The sequence below is a fragment of the Lysinibacillus sp. NPDC097868 genome, from assembly GCF_044761135.1.
Classification (GTDB): Bacteria; Bacillota; Bacilli; order Bacillales_A; family Planococcaceae; genus Lysinibacillus.
Map to the genome: position 1 here is coordinate 2,007,285 of NZ_JBIWBS010000001.1, position 18,535 is coordinate 2,025,819.

22 protein-coding genes are annotated in these 18,535 nt (G+C 35.9%); 3 read left to right on the forward strand and 19 right to left on the reverse strand.

The features are described from left to right. Positions 1 to 35 precede the first annotated feature (35 nt). Together ACIQXJ_RS09945 and ACIQXJ_RS09950 are read right to left on the reverse strand one after the other, a co-directional pair. Positions 36 to 563 carry a general stress protein gene (locus ACIQXJ_RS09945; protein ID WP_403052820.1) on the reverse strand — a complete coding sequence of 176 codons (528 nt, stop codon included), beginning with the start codon at positions 561 to 563 and terminating at the stop codon, positions 36 to 38. 106 nt (positions 564 to 669) lie between these two features. Next, a complete protein-coding gene (locus tag ACIQXJ_RS09950) occupies positions 670 to 1,110 on the reverse strand; it encodes a Dps family protein (protein ID WP_403052823.1) in 441 nt (146 codons plus the stop codon). A 252-nt stretch (positions 1,111 to 1,362) separates the two neighbouring features. Here ACIQXJ_RS09950 and pepF point away from each other — a divergent pair, with 252 nt between their 5' ends. Both pepF and ACIQXJ_RS09960 read left to right on the forward strand, forming a co-directional pair. Beyond that, positions 1,363 to 3,168 (forward strand): oligoendopeptidase F, encoded by a 1,806-nt coding sequence (gene pepF / locus ACIQXJ_RS09955; RefSeq protein ID WP_403052825.1) that lies wholly within the window; start codon positions 1,363 to 1,365, stop codon positions 3,166 to 3,168. A 254-nt stretch (positions 3,169 to 3,422) separates the two neighbouring features. Next, positions 3,423 to 4,406 carry an SEC-C domain-containing protein gene (locus ACIQXJ_RS09960; RefSeq protein ID WP_403052828.1) on the forward strand — a complete coding sequence of 328 codons (984 nt, stop codon included), beginning with the start codon at positions 3,423 to 3,425 and terminating at the stop codon, positions 4,404 to 4,406. A 383-nt stretch (positions 4,407 to 4,789) separates the two neighbouring features. Here ACIQXJ_RS09960 and ACIQXJ_RS09965 read toward each other — a convergent pair whose 3' ends face one another. Beyond that, the gene (locus ACIQXJ_RS09965; protein WP_172771035.1) at positions 4,790 to 4,981 is read right to left on the reverse strand and encodes a zinc-finger domain-containing protein; all 192 of its coding nucleotides are present in this window, start codon (positions 4,979 to 4,981) and stop codon (positions 4,790 to 4,792) included. 184 nt (positions 4,982 to 5,165) lie between these two features. Between ACIQXJ_RS09965 and ACIQXJ_RS09970 the strand changes: the two genes are divergently transcribed. Beyond that, positions 5,166 to 5,558, forward strand: coding sequence for a ribonuclease HI family protein (locus ACIQXJ_RS09970; protein WP_403052831.1), 393 nt, complete (start codon positions 5,166 to 5,168; stop codon positions 5,556 to 5,558). 315 nt (positions 5,559 to 5,873) lie between these two features. Here the strand turns inward: ACIQXJ_RS09970 and ACIQXJ_RS09975 are convergent, their stop codons facing one another. The 16 genes from ACIQXJ_RS09975 to ACIQXJ_RS10045 all read right to left on the reverse strand — a co-directional run bounded on the left by ACIQXJ_RS09975 (position 5,874) and on the right by ACIQXJ_RS10045 (position 18,526). Continuing rightward, a complete protein-coding gene (locus tag ACIQXJ_RS09975; RefSeq protein WP_403052834.1) occupies positions 5,874 to 6,101 on the reverse strand; it encodes a hypothetical protein in 228 nt (75 codons plus the stop codon). Then, the gene (locus tag ACIQXJ_RS09980; protein WP_403052837.1) at positions 6,094 to 6,387 is read right to left on the reverse strand and encodes a hypothetical protein; all 294 of its coding nucleotides are present in this window, start codon (positions 6,385 to 6,387) and stop codon (positions 6,094 to 6,096) included. The genes ACIQXJ_RS09975 and ACIQXJ_RS09980 overlap by 8 nt, the downstream gene beginning before the upstream one ends. Before the next feature lie 97 nt (positions 6,388 to 6,484). Then, positions 6,485 to 7,012: a hypothetical protein gene (locus ACIQXJ_RS09985; RefSeq protein WP_403052839.1), complete on the reverse strand. Its 528-nt coding sequence runs from the start codon at positions 7,010 to 7,012 to the stop codon at positions 6,485 to 6,487. Positions 7,013 to 7,032: 20 nt separating this feature from the next. Continuing rightward, positions 7,033 to 7,986 (reverse strand): SAR2788 family putative toxin, encoded by a 954-nt coding sequence (locus tag ACIQXJ_RS09990; RefSeq protein WP_403052842.1) that lies wholly within the window; start codon positions 7,984 to 7,986, stop codon positions 7,033 to 7,035. Positions 7,987 to 8,004: 18 nt separating this feature from the next. Further along, complete coding sequence (locus ACIQXJ_RS09995) at positions 8,005 to 8,832, reverse strand: S8 family peptidase (RefSeq protein ID WP_403080853.1); 828 nt, start codon at positions 8,830 to 8,832, stop codon at positions 8,005 to 8,007. 480 nt (positions 8,833 to 9,312) lie between these two features. Then, positions 9,313 to 10,059, reverse strand: a complete 747-nt coding sequence (locus ACIQXJ_RS10000) for an amino acid ABC transporter ATP-binding protein (RefSeq protein ID WP_403052848.1) — start codon at positions 10,057 to 10,059, stop codon at positions 9,313 to 9,315. Positions 10,060 to 10,070: 11 nt separating this feature from the next. Next, complete coding sequence (locus tag ACIQXJ_RS10005) at positions 10,071 to 10,727, reverse strand: amino acid ABC transporter permease (protein WP_403052851.1); 657 nt, start codon at positions 10,725 to 10,727, stop codon at positions 10,071 to 10,073. A gap of 144 nt (positions 10,728 to 10,871) precedes the next feature. Further along, positions 10,872 to 11,678: a transporter substrate-binding domain-containing protein gene (locus ACIQXJ_RS10010; protein WP_403052854.1), complete on the reverse strand. Its 807-nt coding sequence runs from the start codon at positions 11,676 to 11,678 to the stop codon at positions 10,872 to 10,874. 199 nt (positions 11,679 to 11,877) lie between these two features. After that, positions 11,878 to 13,101, reverse strand: a complete 1,224-nt coding sequence (locus ACIQXJ_RS10015) for a M20 metallopeptidase family protein (RefSeq protein ID WP_403052857.1) — start codon at positions 13,099 to 13,101, stop codon at positions 11,878 to 11,880. A gap of 64 nt (positions 13,102 to 13,165) precedes the next feature. Beyond that, positions 13,166 to 14,578 (reverse strand): YfcC family protein, encoded by a 1,413-nt coding sequence (locus ACIQXJ_RS10020; protein WP_403052860.1) that lies wholly within the window; start codon positions 14,576 to 14,578, stop codon positions 13,166 to 13,168. A gap of 29 nt (positions 14,579 to 14,607) precedes the next feature. Continuing rightward, positions 14,608 to 15,720 (reverse strand): M20 metallopeptidase family protein, encoded by a 1,113-nt coding sequence (locus ACIQXJ_RS10025; RefSeq protein ID WP_403052863.1) that lies wholly within the window; start codon positions 15,718 to 15,720, stop codon positions 14,608 to 14,610. 200 nt (positions 15,721 to 15,920) lie between these two features. Continuing rightward, positions 15,921 to 16,568, reverse strand: a complete 648-nt coding sequence (locus ACIQXJ_RS10030) for a GntR family transcriptional regulator (protein ID WP_172771022.1) — start codon at positions 16,566 to 16,568, stop codon at positions 15,921 to 15,923. A gap of 279 nt (positions 16,569 to 16,847) precedes the next feature. After that, complete coding sequence (locus ACIQXJ_RS10035; protein WP_403052866.1) at positions 16,848 to 17,567, reverse strand: metallophosphoesterase family protein; 720 nt, start codon at positions 17,565 to 17,567, stop codon at positions 16,848 to 16,850. 210 nt (positions 17,568 to 17,777) lie between these two features. Next, the gene (locus ACIQXJ_RS10040; RefSeq protein ID WP_403052868.1) at positions 17,778 to 17,981 is read right to left on the reverse strand and encodes a transcription initiation factor TFIIIB; all 204 of its coding nucleotides are present in this window, start codon (positions 17,979 to 17,981) and stop codon (positions 17,778 to 17,780) included. Positions 17,982 to 18,132: 151 nt separating this feature from the next. Next, positions 18,133 to 18,234 (reverse strand): hypothetical protein, encoded by a 102-nt coding sequence (locus ACIQXJ_RS24105; protein ID WP_483869684.1) that lies wholly within the window; start codon positions 18,232 to 18,234, stop codon positions 18,133 to 18,135. Next, entirely contained in the window at positions 18,221 to 18,526 is a 306-nt protein-coding gene (locus ACIQXJ_RS10045; protein ID WP_403052871.1) for a WapI family immunity protein, read from the reverse strand. The genes ACIQXJ_RS24105 and ACIQXJ_RS10045 overlap by 14 nt, the downstream gene beginning before the upstream one ends. Positions 18,527 to 18,535: the final 9 nt, after the last annotated feature.

Here is an 18,535-nt window from a genome sequence, read left to right on the forward strand (position 1 = left end):
AAAAATACCCCCTTCGTCGCTTGAAGGGGGTATTTTCACTCTGTTTTGTCTCTATTCAAATGTTCCATTTCTTCCATACTTTCTTCAGCCCTTAAGCGATTTTCGCGCTGTTGAGGTGTCTCAATGTTATCAATCGTATCAATAAATGGCTCTGGCGCTGTGACCCGAGGCTCAAGTGGATTATGGCGATATCGATTTTCCTCTTGGTCGATAGCTATTTGTAACGGACCATCCGTATCTGCCTTCTCAGCAAATATAACAATAGAGCCATGTTCAACAAGCTGTGCATAATAGGCTGTTTGCCCATCAGTTAAATGAAAACGCTTGATGCCTTCCTTTATCGCCGATTCACCTGTAAACCATGATTTAAATTGATCTACCCAATTACCTGCCTCATGTGTATTCACATCGGTTTCCCATTTAATGTCTTCAAATGGTGTAGAGTCTTTGGCAATAATATGAATATCATTTGTTTGATAGCCTTGACTATGCATATTTGTTAATATTGCTAGCATTTCCTCTTTCGAGTGTGCCACTTCAATATGTGGATTTTGTTCAATCATGCTGTTTAAGTCCTCCTAATTTTTATGGCCCACTCAAGACACGTTCGTATCAGAGGAATTGCCCTTACCTTTTTCTTCATAATTGCTTAGTGTGCTTGTTTCATTATTACTCGTTAAGATATGCCTTTAACATCCAAGCATGTTTTTCAAGTGACTGATACATAGCATTTAGTAAGTCTTCTGTACGATCGTCTCCCTCTTCAGCCGCTAACTCCATTGCGGAATTTAAAGCCTTCATGAGCGTTTGAAAATCTGAAATCGTTGTTGCGACCATCTCTTCTGTCGTTTCTTTACCTGATGCTTCTTCGATATAAGAAAGCTCAAGATGTTCTTTTAAAGTGGCAACTGGTTTTCCATCTTTAGAAAGAATACGCTCTGCAATTTCATCTAAATTTAGTGTTGTTTCATTATATAACTCTTCAAATTTTGCATGGAGTGTAAAAAAGGAACTGCCCGTTACATACCAATGGTAGTTATGCAATTTTGTATACAGTACAGACCATGTTGCTACCAGCTTGTTCAATTGTTTGTTTAAATTTTGTGTCATAATATCTCCTCCAATAAATCATATACTAGCCTTTAGTATGCGTTATATTGTGTATTGGCTATACCTCATATTTTCCCTACTGACACATTTTCAAACATCTAATTACATAGTTAACAATTAATTATTTATAGTTGATGTCTTCTTTGACAAAAAATTAGCTATTAATATTGTAAACTTCTTTCTATAATTATTTCACTTTTCGAAATAGTTTCGTTATAATGGTAACACTTACGTCAAAAGGGGTGTTCTTACATGGAAGTATTACCATTACGAAAAGATGTCGCAGTAGAGGAAACGTGGAATTTACAAGATTTGCTTGAAAATGATGCTGATTTCGAACCTGCTTTAGCTCAGTTTGTTGAGGATGCAGTAAAATTCGAAAGCACATACAAAGGTACAATTACTGATGCCCAAAAAGTAATTGATGTACTTACAGCTTATGAAGCATTACAAGTAGGCATTGTCCCAATCGGAACGTATGCAAGCTTAAATATCCAAGCTGATCGTACGGACGAAGTTGCACAAATGCGTGCAGCAAAATTTGGTACCGCAGTTGGTAAAATTAGCAGTTCCATCGCATTTGTACACAGTGAATTGCTTGCATTGGATAAAGCCATTTTAGAGGAAGCTGCAGCATCCAGCCCGCTTTATAAGCGCTATATTACAGAGCTATTAAAGCAAAAGCCTCATCAATTACATCCAGAAGTAGAAAAAACGCTCGCAGCATTAAGCTCTACGTTTGAAGCACCATATGAAATCTATAACACGACAAAGCTTGTAGATATGCATTTTGGAGAGTTTGAGGCAAATGGTAAGAAGCATCCGCTAAGCTACGTATTATTCGAAAATGACTGGGAGCTTGAAACCGATACAACTATTCGCCATGCAGCTTTTAATGCATTTTCTAACAAACTTCGTGAGTATCAACATACAACGGCAAAAGTGTATAACACACATATTCAGCAAGAGAAAACAATCTCTGATTTACGGGGCTTCGATTCTGTAATTGACTATTTATTGTTTGACCAAGAAGTAGATCGTTCACTATATAATCGTCAAATTGACCTTATTACGAAAGAGCTTGCACCACATATGCGTCGTTATGCAAAACTTGTGCAAAAAGCGCATGGATTAGAAGAAATGACGTTTGCTGATTTAAAAATAGCGCTTGATCCGAGCTATGATCCAAAACTAACAATGGCAGAAGCGAAAGATTATGTTGAAAAATCATTAGCTGTTATGGGTAAAGATTATGAGCAAATGATTGAAAGAGCGTTCAACGAGCGCTGGATTGATTACGCACCAAATAAGGGTAAATCTACAGGTGCATTTTGTTCAAGCCCGTACGGCAGTCATCCATACATTTTAATGTCATGGAATGAACGGATGAACGAAGTATTTACGCTTATCCATGAGCTTGGTCACGCAGGCCATTTTGTTAATTCGCATGGACATCAATCTTATTTAAATAGTCGTCCTTCTCTATACTTTATTGAGGCACCGTCTACAATGAATGAAATGCTCCTAGCAAACTATTTACTGACACATAATGACGATAAACGCTTCAAACGTTGGGTAATTTCAAACATCGTATCGAAAACATATTATCATAACTTCGTTACACATTTATTAGAAGCAGCATACCAGCGTAAAGTATATGAATTAGTAGACGCAGGTGAATCTGTTAATGCGACTGTGTTAAACCAATTAAAACGTACAGTTTTAGAAGATTTCTGGGGAGACACTGTCAACATCACAGAAGGTGCAGAGCTTACGTGGATGCGTCAGCCTCATTATTATATGGGCTTATACCCATACACATATAGTGCTGGCTTAACAATCTCTACACAAGTATCGCAACGTATTTTAAAAGAAGGTAGTACTGCAGTAGACGAATGGCTAACTGTCCTTCAAGCGGGTGGCACAAAATCACCTGTAGAGCTTGCCCAAATGGCAGGCGTAGATGTGACGACTGATCAACCGCTTCGTGAGACGATTGCTTACATTGGTCATTTAATCGATGAACTTGAAAGCCTAACAGAAGAGATTGAAGCTTAATAGAATCTATTCTTTTTCTTAACTTTTTAACGTTACCATCTACGCACTCTTCTAGAGCGTAGGTGGTTTTCATTTTTTAGTTCTAAGCGAGAAAACATATACATATACTAGAATCAGGGCTCGCCCCATTAACTTTTTTGATATTTCTAAATAGATAATCATTTTTCTTCGTACAAAAGTACCGTTATTATTAAGAGTACGCAATTTATTTAGCAAAAATCGACTAACAATTTTCAAAGGAAGTGTTTCTAATTATGGTAAAACGTAATGATCCATGCCCATGCGGTAGCGGCAAAAAATACAAAAAATGTTGTGAAGGTAAACAGCAAGTTACAGTAGAAGCTGTAGCAATCGAAGAACTAGAGCGTGTACTACAAACATTTTATCTAGAATATCCAGAACGCAAAGATGTTCGTGCATATATCGAGCATGTTGGCACATGGCAGCCAAAATTAGAGAGCGTACTTCAACGTGAGCTTATTGAAGCGATTGCTTTAGACGACTTCTTCTTCCATCAAGAGCCATCTATTTGGAAAGGGTATTTAAAGAAAACGAAGAAAAAAACGGTTAGACCTTCTACTTTAAAAGTGCTAGAAGGCTGGTCACAACCAATATTATTTATCGGTACAGTGACTGTTGTAGAGGAGAAATATTTCAAAGCTAGTCATGTCCTATCTAATGAAGAAATTTATATTCGTCGCGAAAATGATAAGCCAATTCCTGAGGGAATGCATGTCTTTGCGTTCATCTTACCAGATGGCACGAAGCAAGAAGCGCATTATTTAGCGGTGTCTACTCTTATATTCTTCCCACAAGACCATGAAAAGGTATTTGTGAAGTTAAAAGAAAACTTTGAGGCTTCTAAGAAAAAGGTTCAAACATTCTTAAAAGAAGATCATCTTTCATTCTGGGAGCTACTTGTGTCTAATGGCTACAAGGGTGAAGAATTTACAAGCTTCGAAAACGGTGTTATTGCGCAAGTGAAGGAATTCCTTGAGCAAAATGAGCGCGAAACAGCACCAATGCTGGAATTATTAGAGGATTACTTAATCGAAGGACAACCATCTGCACGTAAAGAAGCAGCAATCGCAGCGGGTGCAATTCGCTACGGTCAAGAAAAAGAACTATTTGAATCGCTATCTCTAACTGTCAAAGAAATTGCAGCGACTTTCGATATTTCTCCTTCCTCTTTAACAAAATACTATCAAGATTTAAGTCAATACGCTTCAACTAAATAAAAAAAAGAAAAAGTGTTAGATTGATTGCAGTCAATCTAACACTTTTTTGTTATGGCGGTACTTTCACAAGTTTAGTGGCGATTCCTTAGATTTTTGTGGCGATACGCTGACTTTTAATGGCGATTCTCACGACTTTACTGGCGATTCACGTAATTCTATCGGCGATTTCTTCTCGTTTGCCCACGATTTACACTAAAAATAGAAAAAAGCTACGTTTGTGATCTGCATAGCAGAACACAAGGTAGCTTTTTCTATGGTAACCAACCAATTTTATTATTTCCGAACATATTGTTATTTATGCAAGCAAGACAGTAAATATGATTAATTTCATGCATGAATATTTCTTTTTAAGTTTTTTTGTGAGATTCCACATCTATTGGCTCTTATTTGCTATAAACTTTCATTAGCTCTTCACCAAGAAATTGCAGTCGCTCCCCTACTGTACATTCCTCAATACAAAAACGATGGGCTTCTGGTTTCCCACGTTCTTTACGTAGTTGCTTAATGACTAAGCAATCAGCACAGTACATATCATGTAGTTCATCAATGTCTTTCATAACCGTCACTTTATCCATTAAGAACGTTCGCCCCTTTCACGTCCAAATTTCATGTCTTTCTATTATGAAGCGAACGTTGTGTTCAAGCAACTATTTTGTTCATCCTTATTTAGTAAAAAATGTTTGATTTATATTGAAGGTTGTCAAACAGCACGATTGCTGTACAATAAAATGGAAGTCTAATCGCAAAGTAGGGATTTTCATGTTAGAAATCTATATAGATGCTGCAAGTGCAGGCAATCCTGGTCCTAGCGGCATTGGGATTTTTATTAAAGGAGAAGGCCATCACGTACAAATTAGTGAGTATATCGGTCATACAAATAATCATATTGCCGAATTCACCGCATTAGTGCGCGGCCTAGAGGAAGCACAAAAGCTTGGTACGAGCATTGTCTCTGTTCGCTCCGATTCAAAGGTTGTCGTTGCGTCTATAGAAAAAGAATATGTCAAAAACGAAGAATTTAAACCTTTTCTTGTGCAAGCATTAAAACTGGCAAGCAACTTTGATTTATTTTTTATCAAATGGATTCCAGATGGACAAAATAAAGCGGCAGATGCATTAGCACGTAAGGCAATTATTAAGGAAAAAAATTAAAATAATAGTGGGACTGCTTAAGCAGTCCCCTGTTCGCTTAATTTTAACTCATTGTACGTTTCTAAAAGCCCTCTATATGAACTTTCTTCCGAGAACCAAAGTTTTTCATTGTTACAAAACTCCACAAATTTAAAAAATTCCTTTTTCAGCTCTTGTTTAAATGGTTCAATCGGCACAAGAAAGCACTGGTAACGATCAAGTTAAATTTCATAATACTGACCATTTTCTTGAATTGTAGTATCGATATAAGGATAATTATCTAAAAAAATTATATGATGATGAGTAATGCCAATATAGATATATTGTAAGGACAGCTCAAAAAAGTAATTCATCATATGTTTCTAATAGTGCACGATATAAACTGTCTTCGGCGAACTGTAATTTTTCATTTTTACAAAACTCCACAAATTTTAAAAATTCTTTCTTCACTTCTTTTTTGAATAGCTCTTTAGGCAACAGATAGTGCTGAGAACTATCAAGTTGAATTTCATAAAATTGATCAATTTCTTGAATTGTAGTGTAGTAATAGGGATAATTATCCAAAAAAATTTATCTCCTCTTTGCTCCCATCATATCTACTATCTAAAATATTACTTAAACTACTCCACGTATCTAATAAACTTTCCGTTATTTGCTCTTCGCCGAAAATCACCACATTATTATAAATCAAGCTTATAAAACCACATAAGTAATCACCTTCGTTTTCTTCTAATATCTTTTGTGCCTTTTCCACCGCTAAAGGATTGGTAATAGGATAACTTTCGATTTTATTAACAAGAGCCATTAAATCTTCTTCCCCTATAAATGTTTCGATTTTTAGTTTATTCATACGAAGCACCACACTTTTTTGAAAATGAGTCTCATGTTAAAAACCTTAAATTATGGGAACTGCTTATTGGAAATAAGCAGTCCCTTATCCACTAGTTTCATTTGTCTTTATCATTGAGTAATTCGTTATATGTTTTTAAATGACTTTTATATAAACTTTCTTCTGAGAATAGAAAGTTTCCATTTTTACAAAAGTCCATAAATGCAATAAAACCTTTTTTCACCTCATTTTTAAATGGCTCTATAGGCAATTGGAAGCTATAGGAACTATCAAGGTGAATTTGATAATATTGATCAATTATTTCAATAACGGCATCTTCATAAGTTGCATTATCCAAAAAAATGATACTTTCAGCACTACCATCATATCTATGATCTAAAATGTAAACTAAATCACTCCAAGTATCTAATAAATTATCTGTTAATTGCTCTTCGCCAAAAATAACCGAATCATTATATATTAAGCTTATAAACCCATATAAGTAATCACCTTCATTTTCTTCCAAAATACCCTTTGCTATATCAACAGCTAATGGATTATGAATAGAATAGCTTTCAATTTTACATTCTGGAAAAGCATTTAAATCTTCTTGTACAATAAATGTTTCAATCCTAAGTTTACTCATGATAAGCACCACGCCTTCTTTTATTTTCCAACTGGATAAGCTGAACTAATAATTCCATCTTTTTCAACATACACTCTGTAATTAATTCCATTGACTTTTCCATATACCTTAATACTATGATTACTATTTAAACTTCTAGATATCGCAGATTTATTATTATTAATTACCGTAGTGACAATATTTTTAATATCATTTACAGATAAATCTGGATCAAAAAACGTCTTTTTCTCATTTCCAGTCCAATAATTCGGATGATGTCTTTCTAAAATATGTCTCATTTTAGCTTTCGTAAAGTAAACCTTTTTACCACCGCCTACATCCAAAGTGATATCTGTAAAGTTTGCTACAGCTTTTTTCGCTGCATCTTTTGACTTGCTGTAAAATGAGCGTTTGCCAATTTGCAGGATTTTTTTAGTACCGATTTTTTTTATTGTATATTGAATAATCGCACTACCGATTCTGTATACAATGGCATGTATAATCGATGCCTCTAACCTTGCAGGATTGCTTTCATACGTTTCCTGCGTTTCTAAATCCGTAAAGATTGTACTATAATGGTCATCTTCCAGTTGTTGCATCGTTACACGATAATGGTTTTGCTCTACAGTGCCGTTTTCTTCGATAACACTATCGATTACTATTTCTTCGCTTTCACTATCAAACTTGATGTCTAAATCCGCTTTCAAATCCTCGGACGCAAAAGTTGTTTGAACAAGTAATTCGTTATCATATATTTCAATATTCCGAATATTTATCGTACTATCGTCTGAATAAATAAGATTTTTATTTAATTCCTCGAACAATTCTTGTTGGTATTCTTCTGTATTAACGTCATGAAAATCATCTATGGAAACCATCACAATAGGCTCATCAGACATTACATCATATTCCTGTGCAGCAATTAAATTGGGCCCAATATTTGCAAATAGCAACCCTGCAATAATAATAGATATGAAGTGTTTTTTCCATTTCATCGTTTCATTTCCCCTTTATTATTGTATAAATATTGTACCTTTGCCATATTCAGCTTCATTCCAAAAATCTTTTGTCACAGTATATTGTTGTATATATGAGTTAAAATCTTTTGTCTCAACTTCTTTATATATTTCTTTCAATTGAATGAATAGATGTGTTGCATAAGCAGCTGCAAAAGAGGTTCCTGTAAAGACAGATGCTTGACCATGATGATTAATACTTTGTATATCTTCCCCCTTAAAAACATAATCAAGTTTTCCAATAGCTGAAAAAGAGGATCGTTTATTTTTTTCATTCATTGAACCGATGGACAGTACACCATCCAATTTTGCTGGGTAGTCGGTTGCCAAACCATATGTATTGCCAGCGGCGGCGACAATGCTAATCCCTTGTTCTAATGCTTTGTTAATGATTGATTCTAGTTCTGCATGTGGTGTTTGAAAACCAAAACTAATATTTACAAAATCTACTTGTTTATCTATACACCAATTAATAGCTTCTATTAAATGTTGAATCGTACCATTGCCTTTTTCATCTAATAATTTAATATCGTATATTTTCAAATTCCTACCAAACGGAGCATTTCCTTCTCCTACGATAATTCCCGCCACTGGCGTACCATGATTAAAATCATCAACAATCTTTTCTCCAGGATGAATTAGATTGACTTCTTCAAATACGACGCCTTGAAAGAAATCCAACTCTTTATTAATACCACTATCCAGTACAGCTACTTTTATATATTGGTTATCACTTTTTACTGCTAATTGTCCGAATGTAAAAAAACAAAGAAAGAAAATAATCAGAGACAAAAACACACCTAATTTTTTATTGATAGCGTTCACCACCTTGTTATGTAGTTGTTAAAATTATTTCCAACACGGATGGGCTCTCTAAAGAGAGTTATTCTGTAGGCTTTTTCGTAGTTAAGTGATGGTCATGTCGGAAATTAAAATAGATTTATTATGTATAAATCCTTTTAGTTCTCTACAAGACAATTGAAGTTTTTCAAGAGAAGATTTTTTTAAGATTATTCTAAATTCTCTCAATAAGGAGTGTCAATATATTTTAAGTAGATGTTCATTCAATTTTCGTATAAAAAGTTAATGGCGATTCTTGAGAGTTTAGTGGCGTTTTCTGTTGTTTTCGTGGCGATTCCCGATGGTTTCTTGGCGTTACCTGAAGTTTTACTGGCGATTCTAGATGCGGGGTATGCCATCGTATCGACAGCTTACGGTGTACCCGCGGAAAGGGCCGCCCGTAGCGGAAATCAACGGCAGTAGGCATAAATAAAAAAAGCCATCTCAAATGAGACAGCTTCTATCTTATTTCAAATTCCTTTGTAAAAATGCTTTTGTCCGCTCATGCTGTGGATTAGTGAAGAAAGCTTCTGGATGGTTTGCCTCGATAATGTCGCCGCCATCCATAAAGACGACTTTGTTTGCGACTTCGCGTGCAAAGCCCATTTCGTGTGTTACAACGATCATTGTCATATGATCTTCTGCTAAATCCTTCATTACCTTTAATACTTCACCTGTCAGTTCTGGATCAAGTGCTGATGTCGGCTCATCAAATAATAAAATTTGAGGGTTCATCATAAGTGCACGTGCGATAGCTACGCGTTGTTTTTGACCGCCCGATAAATTCGCTGGATAAGCTTTTGCTTTGTCAGCAAGACCTATTTTTTGTAGTAAATCCTGACAGCGACGGCTAATGGCTTCAGCTGATTCTGTTTTCAGTAAGCCTGGCGCTATTTCAAGATTTTGCTGAACAGTTAAATGTGGAAAAAGGTTAAAATGCTGAAATACCATGCCCATTTTCGCTGTCATTTTTTTAATATCTTGTTGCTTGGCATATACACCGTCTTGTACTAAGTAGTCACCATCGACACAAATGCTTCCCCCATTAATTTCTTCTAAATGAATTAGGCTTCGTAGCATTGTACTTTTACCAGACCCGGAAGGTCCAATAACAGCCACGACATCGTTTTTTTCTATGTTAAATGTAATCGTCTTTAGCACCTCTAACTCGCCAAAGGATTTCTTCAAATTCGATACTTCAAGCAGTGCCATTCGTGTCACCTCTATTCAAATTTAAAACGTTTTTCAAGCCACTTAAAGAATATTGTTAAGACGAGCGTCATCACTAAATAGATAATACCTGCTATAAAGAACGGCACAATGGTAAAATCACGGTTTACAGCTGTTTGTGCAAAATGCAGCAATTCTGGTACAGCTACAGCGTAAAGAAGTGCTGTGTCCTTAATTAAAGTGACCGATTCATTCGATAAAGCAGGTAATGCTACACGAAACATTTGTGGCAAAATAATGCGTGTCGTTGTTTGCCATTTTGACAAGCCTAATACTTGTGCCGCTTCGTATTGGCCTTTATCTATTGCCAATAAGCCACCTCGGAATATTTCTGCAAAGTATGCAGCGTAATTTAAAATAAAGCCAAGACAGGCAGCAACAAAGCGATCAAGTACCATATATTCACCAATCACTGGCACCATCGGTAAACCGAAACAAATTAATAATAACTGTAGTAACAGCGGTGTACCGCGCATGACATAAATATACGTATGAGCAAACCAAGACAATGGTTTAATACGACTTTTCACAGCTAATGTAAGCAAGAACCCAAATGGAATCGATACAAGAATGGCTATAATGAACAGCAGCACCGTCATTTTTGCGCCTTCTAGCATCGGCAAAATCATTGTTTGCCAGTAATCCGCCATAACTCTTTTCCCTCCAAAAAAGATAAGAGTTTCACGAGGAAACTCTTGCCAACTGATAACATTCAATTATCTAGTACGACTAGGTGGATTACGACCAGAAAGAACAGGTGGCAATCCAGCTCGTAAGTACATGAGACATTTACTCTATTTCAATACCTTATCTTCACCAAACCACTTTGTAGAAATTTCTGCAGCTGTGCCATCTTCATTCATTTTATCTAAAGCGGCTTGTAGCTTTTCTAATAATGCTTCGTTTCCTGGTTTGACACCAATTCCATATTGCTCAGGTGCTAATGATTCATCTAATAGTTTGAATGTGTCAGGTTCTTGCGTCATGTAGTATTCCGCTACAACTGCATCAATAATGACTGCATCTAAGCGTCCTGTTTTTAAATCGGTTAACGCTAACACATTGTCCGCAAACTCTGTTACCTTTTTCACTTCTTTGTGGATTGGGTTTGCATTCAGCGCCTCCGCAGCAGAAGACTGCGCTTGAAGCCCAACTTCTTTCCCTGCTAAATCGCTTAGAGCGTTAATAGAGGATTTCTTTATTGTCATGACTGCTTGTGCATTTTCTAAATAAGGCTTTGTAAATAGTACCTTTTCTTTACGCTCGTCTGTAATTGTATAGCCATTCCAAATTAAATCGATGCGACCACTAATTAACTCAGCCTCTTTCGTTTTCCAATCGATTGGTTGGAATTTAGCTTCCATACCCATATGTTCAGCAGCAGCACGTGCTAAGTCAATATCAAAGCCAACGATTTCATTTTTATCATCACGGAATCCTAATGGTGCAAACTTATCATCAATTCCGATTATAACTTTTGCTGTTGATTTATCTGAATCTTTCGAGTCATCAGTTGAACTCGATTTTTCTCCAGAAGTACCACAAGCTGCTAAAGCTAGTACCGCTGTAAGCATGCAAAGTATTGTGAAAATGCGCTTCATTATCTAATATCCCCTAACATTTTATATTAATTAATAGAAATAATAGTTTCGCTTTCTCTTGCTAAACTACTAACGTGTTAAAGAATATCAAAATGACGCATTGTTGTCAATATCTTAATTGAATTATTAGAATATTATACTAGAATTCAAAAACAGCCCACCCAGAAAGCTCCGGCTGAACTGTTTTCAAAGTAGATTCTTATTTATGCTGTTGTTTTAACCATTCAATTGCCACATTTGCATGTAATGCCGCACCATATTTAAAAATGGCCTCATTTTGACGCATACGAGGGTTGTGCACAGGTGCCTCGCCTTCTTTTCCTGTTCCTAGCACTACAAATGCAGAAGGTACTTCTTGTGAGATGTAAGAAAAGTCTTCTGAACCACCGAGATATCCTTTATCCACCACATTTTCGGCTCCTACTACATTTTCTAAAAATGGCGTAATCGCATCAATAAATTCTGGATTGTTATATGTTGTTGGCGTATGGAATTCGATTGTATGATATTCTCCACGCCATGCTTTTACAGTATGGTCTATCATCTCTGGGATGCGTTTACATAAATGGTCGCGTGTTTGTTGATCATAGCTTCTCATATTTCCTTGTAAAACAGCTTTGTCTGGAATAATATTTGTCGCCGTACCGCCACTCATCGCACCTACTGAAAATGTCACACTATGATTTGGATCAGCTTCACGTGTCATTAATAGGTTTAAACTTGTATACAGTTGATTCATAATCATATTCGAGTCAATTGTTTTATGGGGCTGTGAGCTGTGTCCACCATTTCCTTGAATATTGACGATATACGTATCCATCGCTTGTGTTAACGTACCTTTATGGACAGATAATGTGCCAGCTTGTTGATCTGGCATAATGTGAATACCAAATGCCGCATCCACTTTAGGGTTTTGTAGTAAACCATCATCAATCATTAGTTTTGAGCCATAACCCCACTCTTCCCCAGGTTGGAACAATAATTTAACTGTCCCCTGTAACTCCGCTTCATGGTCCTTCAAGATTTGAGCTGCGCCTAAAAGCATTGCAACATGTGAGTCATGACCACAAGCATGCATTACACCAGGATGTTTGGATGTAAATTCACATTCAACTTCTTCTTGAATTGGTAATGCATCCATATCTGCGCGAAGAAGAATACAAGGAGCACCCTGTCCAATTGTCGCAACTACACCCGTACATTGATCTTGTGAACCAAATCCTGCTATGGCATATTTTTCTTTAATTTCAGGTGGCACTACTCCACATTGCTTATGCGCTATACCCATTTCGTCTAAGCGTTGTTGGATATACTTTTGTGTGTTCGGAAGTTCAAAGCCGATTTCTGGATGCTCATGCAAATAGCGACGATCTTTTATAATTTGTTCTTCATATTTCTTAGAATGTTCTAAAATATTCATCATGTAGAAATCCCCTTTATAGTTTAATCGTAGTGTAGAACTTCAATGTTTTGAATGAACTAATCTATTAGAAAGGTCCTAACCCCATATAATGAGCAATTAATATTAAGACAAATGCCGCAAAATGTAGTATAAGGAATAGTTTCATTGAGAATTTAACCCAAGCAGAATAGCTAACATTCGACATGCCAAGCGCTGCCATTAGCCCACCAGAAGTCGGCCATAAATAATTCGTAAAGCCGTCACCAAATTGATACACTACAACCATTACTTGTTGATTAATCCCTAATATTTTCCCTAACGGCCCCATAATTGGCATTAAAATAATCGCCTTGCCACTTCCCGAAACAACGAAGAAGTTAAAGAAAATAACAACGATAAATAGTACTAATAAAGTAATAATTGTCCCCGTATTGTTTAATATATTCGATAATGAATGTACGGCTGTATCAATTATTTGTGCTTGCGTCATTAAAATCATGACCGAACGAGCAAAACCGATTGCAAGCCCTGTAGGTAAAAGTCTAGCTGCACCAACACCAAACGTTTCAGCTGCTTCACTAGGTTTAAGTTTTAAAATGATGACTAATAAGACTGCGTAAATAGCATAGACAGCAGAAAGTTCAGGCATCCCCCATCCTAGTTTAATAGCACCGAATGCACTCCCAACTAAAACGACAACTAACCCTAATAATGCTAACTTTCTTGACAATGTAAATTCTTCTTCTTCATACTCAGCTGTTTTTGTATTCTCAATTTCTTCTAAATATTCAGCAGCAACAATACTTTTACTTGGATCTGCTTTTGTTTTATTCGCATAGCGCAGAATGTAAATCATTGAAATAATAATAAAGACAATCAAAGCAACGATACGGAATACTAGTCCAGAATAGATAGGCAAGCCAACAATCGTTTGACTTACACCTGTCGTATAGAAATTAACTACTCCAGCTGTAAAACCAATGGCTAAACCAACTGTTGGAATAGCGAAAGCTGTGATGCGGTCATACCCCAATCCCATTACGACTGCCATTGCAAGCGGAATAAATGGAATACCCCCTTCTCCGAATCCAATTGTTCCTAATACGGAGAACAATACGAGTAATGAGATGATAATTAGTTTTTCTTTTCCTGCTGCGACGCTTAATAATTTATGGATACCTGCTGCAATTGCACCAGACTTTTCAAGAATAAATAGCGCTCCACTTGCAAACAGCAACATCACAATGATATCTGCTGATTGTACAACCCCATTATGTAAAGCTGTGAAAAAATCCATGAATCCTATTGGCTTTGCTTGCTCCACATACGAAAAATTGTCAGTATTTAGTTCGGTCATCCCCGTATCTGGATTTACTATCCGTTCATACTCCCCACTCGGAACAATCCACGATAGTAACACAACTAGTAGCATTACTAGCATAAACATTATATAAACATGTGGGAAATTAATGCCTTTTTGTTTTTCCTTTGCTGACATGAAAAATCCTCCAAACCCCTCTTACTCGTTTATTTAATTAATGCTTTAAATAGATTCACGCCTGATTCAATCAATTCGTCACGGAAATCATACTCATGTGTATGAACATGCGGGTAGTCTTCTCCATTACCAATGAAGCAGTAAGCTCCCTTTGTTAGCTTTGTAAAATGGCCAAAATCTTCGGATCCACGAAAAGCTTCATCTAGTTCAAGTAATGTCATTCCTTCAGATATCGCAACAGAACGTATTTTGTCTGCACTTTCTTTGTGATTGAACGTTTCTGGGAATTCATCATTATAATCAAAACTTACCTGCAACCCATATTGTTGTGCTTGATTTTTCGCAAAATTTTCAAGATTTTCTTGTAACCTATTCAGCTCATCTTCATAAAGGGCACGTATAGTTAAACGAAGATCACCTGTCGATGCTGCAATTCCAAAAGCGTGCTCACCTACATCGATTTGTACAACTGTACAAAGAACAAGTCCTTTATGTAAATCAGGGGATATAAATTTAGGAATTGCATTCACAATATTTGCAATGGCAAACGCTGGATTGATGCCCTTTTCTGGCTGACTAGCATGTGTAGGTGAACCTTTCATATGAATGGTCATTCCTTTTGATGCACATAAAGCAGTACCATCAATAATTCCTACAGTTTTGTAAGGAAGTCCACTCATGTTATGGTAGGCGAAAATTTCATCGATATTGTGTTCCTTAATGAAATCAACACATTGAATGGCCCCATCCCCTGTTTCTTCAGCAGGCTGGAAAAGGAAAAAGATATTTTTGTCGGCACCCATCTGATCGACTTCAAGCGCAAATCCCGCTAATGTCGCTGCATGACCATCATGACCGCATTTATGTGCCTTTCCTGGGAATTGAGAAGCCCATGGAAGATCGATCACTTCATCCATCGGAAGTGCATCATAATCTGCACGGAAAGCAATGCTTTGCTTTGCTGATGGAGCATGATAGATGGCATAAAACCAGTTGCCTTTATCTACAATCTCAAGCTTTGTATACGTTTTCAAAAAATCAATTAAATGCTGTTTTGTCCATACTTCTTCATTAGAAAGTTCGGGATGTTGGTGTAATTCGTGACGCAATAGTTTGGCTAATTCGAAATTTTGACTGTTCAATGTGTATATCCTCCTAAAAAGCTGATTTTGAAATTTTCACCCTAATCTCTTTTTCTATATAAATTTTAAAGGGTAAACTGAATTTATCAATTTCTGTATATTGTATATTGTATATTATATTTAAATTTTTTCAACAAAAAAATAATTCTGTTTATTTAAAAACAGAATTACTTTTCGTGTTTAAGCGAGCAAATTAGCACCTAAAGTGGTATAAGCTCTGCTTTATCAATATTCCAATGTACTTCTTTCATGTATCTCTCTAATTCAGCTATCTCACCTTTTTTAAATAGTTCTACCATTTTTCGATGTTCATTGTTTGTTTGAGACAGTCGTTTTTTTGTGATTTCTGGCTCATCAGCATGATGAAAGTTTTTCAAAAACTTCTTTTCTAATTGTAATAGCAGGTTGACAAGACTTTTGTTTGGACAAACCGATAAATATACGCCATGAAAAGCTTCCTGCATTTTATGATACATAGAGAAATTGCCAGTATTAATGGCCAAATCAATACTTTGAATATAAAATTCCATTTCATTCATATGCTTCTCAGTCAAAAAAGGTGCAGCTAAAGCAGCAGCTAAGCCATCCAATGCCCCAATTATAAAATACGTTTCTTTAGCTTCTTCCGTCGTAAGGTTTTTAATGACAAAGCCTTTTCTTGGCACATTTTCTAATAGCCCTTCGGAAGAAAGTTGTATTAACGCCTCTCTAACCGGTGTCCTACTGACATTTAGGCTTTCGCTAATAGCACTTTCATTCACCTTTTTTCCAGCAATCAGATTTCCATTATTAATTTGATCTACGATATAATTATAAACATGGTCTTTTAGCGATAAATAATTATTCATAAAGTAACCTCTATTAAATATATTTTTTAACAATCCTTTTCATCTACTATACACTTTTTTCTAGTATCTTAGCCATAGCCTAATAACTAATCATTAGAAGTAATATTGTCCAACATTAATATATACAATCTGACGGTTTAGTACAGTGTTTATACAAAAACCAAAATAAAAAAGCGTTTATCCCTTTTCGGAATAACGCCCTCCGTTAGTTTAACACGGTTTATATGGATGGAAACTTTGCTTGATGCATTTTATCCTTGAATATATAGATGATATGATTTATGCACCCCGATATTTCCCTAACATAATTTCATCATAATATTTATCTAACTGCGGTAAACCTAACTCTTCTGCAATTTTAAGCTCAGCCTCTCTATCATAATCTACTCTAATAAATTGAATGGCATTATTTGCATATGTTCCATCTAGAATTGCATATGACGCTGAAGTTAAGTCAAGTGAATTTCCGACGCTCCCAACGTTACACAAAATACCATTTGTATATGTATGTAAAAAAGTTGTATGAATATCGCCGTAGAATACTATATCAGGAAGTTTATTGTAATGGATGGAATTTGTTATTTCATTATTCTCAAACATCGATAAACGTTTTTCAATTGGATGACTATCCAAAATACGTTCAAATTCACTTCTTGGAGAGGCATGGAAAAACCTTATTAGTTGTCCATTCAATTCAAGATCAATATGAAATGGTAACGAATTTAAATACTCAAAATCTTTTTCTGTTAATCGATCTTTGTACCACTGGATAAACTCATTATCCGTAGGTGCTTGAATAAATACATCCCAGTTGCCTCGAACAACTCGCTCGCAGTTCTTTTTGATGAGTTCTATACATTCAGATCCTTGTGGTCCTTTACCGATTATATCTCCTAAACAAAAAATTCTTTCAATCTTTCTAAATCGAATATCTTTTAAAACAGCTTCCAATGCCGTTTTATTCCCATGGATATCTGAAATGATTGCAATCTTCGTCACAAAGCTTCCCCCTAACAAATTCCATATATTTTCTATTTATTATTCGACAAAATCGCTATTTATTCCTTTAACAGCCAAATACATCTAAAAAAGACGTACTTATTTCTGAATCGCTTCTTAATTGCTCCTTTTTTGTACGTCAATCACCCTATTATAAAATCACATAAAAAGTGCAATAACCCAAATATTCATCGAGCGTTTAAATAGAACCTAAAGCGTTCCCTTAAATTTCTCTGGCTTTTTTACGTAGCTTTCAATTATATACCCACAGTCAGTACAAAGAATGTATTCTACTTCTGAGCCAAAGCTCATCTTATTCGTTGGGTGCATCACGGCATATCCATGATGTTTGCCCTTCCCTAAATCTACTCCACCGCATTTTGGGCACTCCGATATGGCCTTAAATTGATTCATTCGAAAACCTCCACATAAGCTCTATGTATGTAACACGTTCAATGGATTGCATAATATATATACGGTCGAGCAGTCATTTGGTTTCACGCCCGACTTAATCGTTTTCAACTTGTTTCTCAAAAATGGCTATCTTAAATGGCAATTCTTCTGATTATCGTTTTCCGATTAACGGAAAAACAACTAATATATCTTCTAATTCTTTTACTAATTTAGGCAAATACGATTGATCAGATATAAATTCAAAAGTTAACACAGCTCCATAGCCCGCAGGATAACAAGTCCGAACTGACCACAATAATTGACCCTTGTTGGTCGTCTAAATTTTTTAGTATTGCTTTCCCGCTTAAATTGCTTCTTATCATGTTTAATTCGTCAAGAAAATCCTTCAATTCATCCGTTCTTAAATCCGCATTAAATTGAACCAAGTAGCCTGGTATTTCGATTTTTATCGTTGAAACAATCCAATTCACTTCCCAGTAATCTATACTATTAGGATGGCTTCTTGTTAGCACGCCAAATTCAACATGTTCATTTTCTTCACCCAATAAATAAAA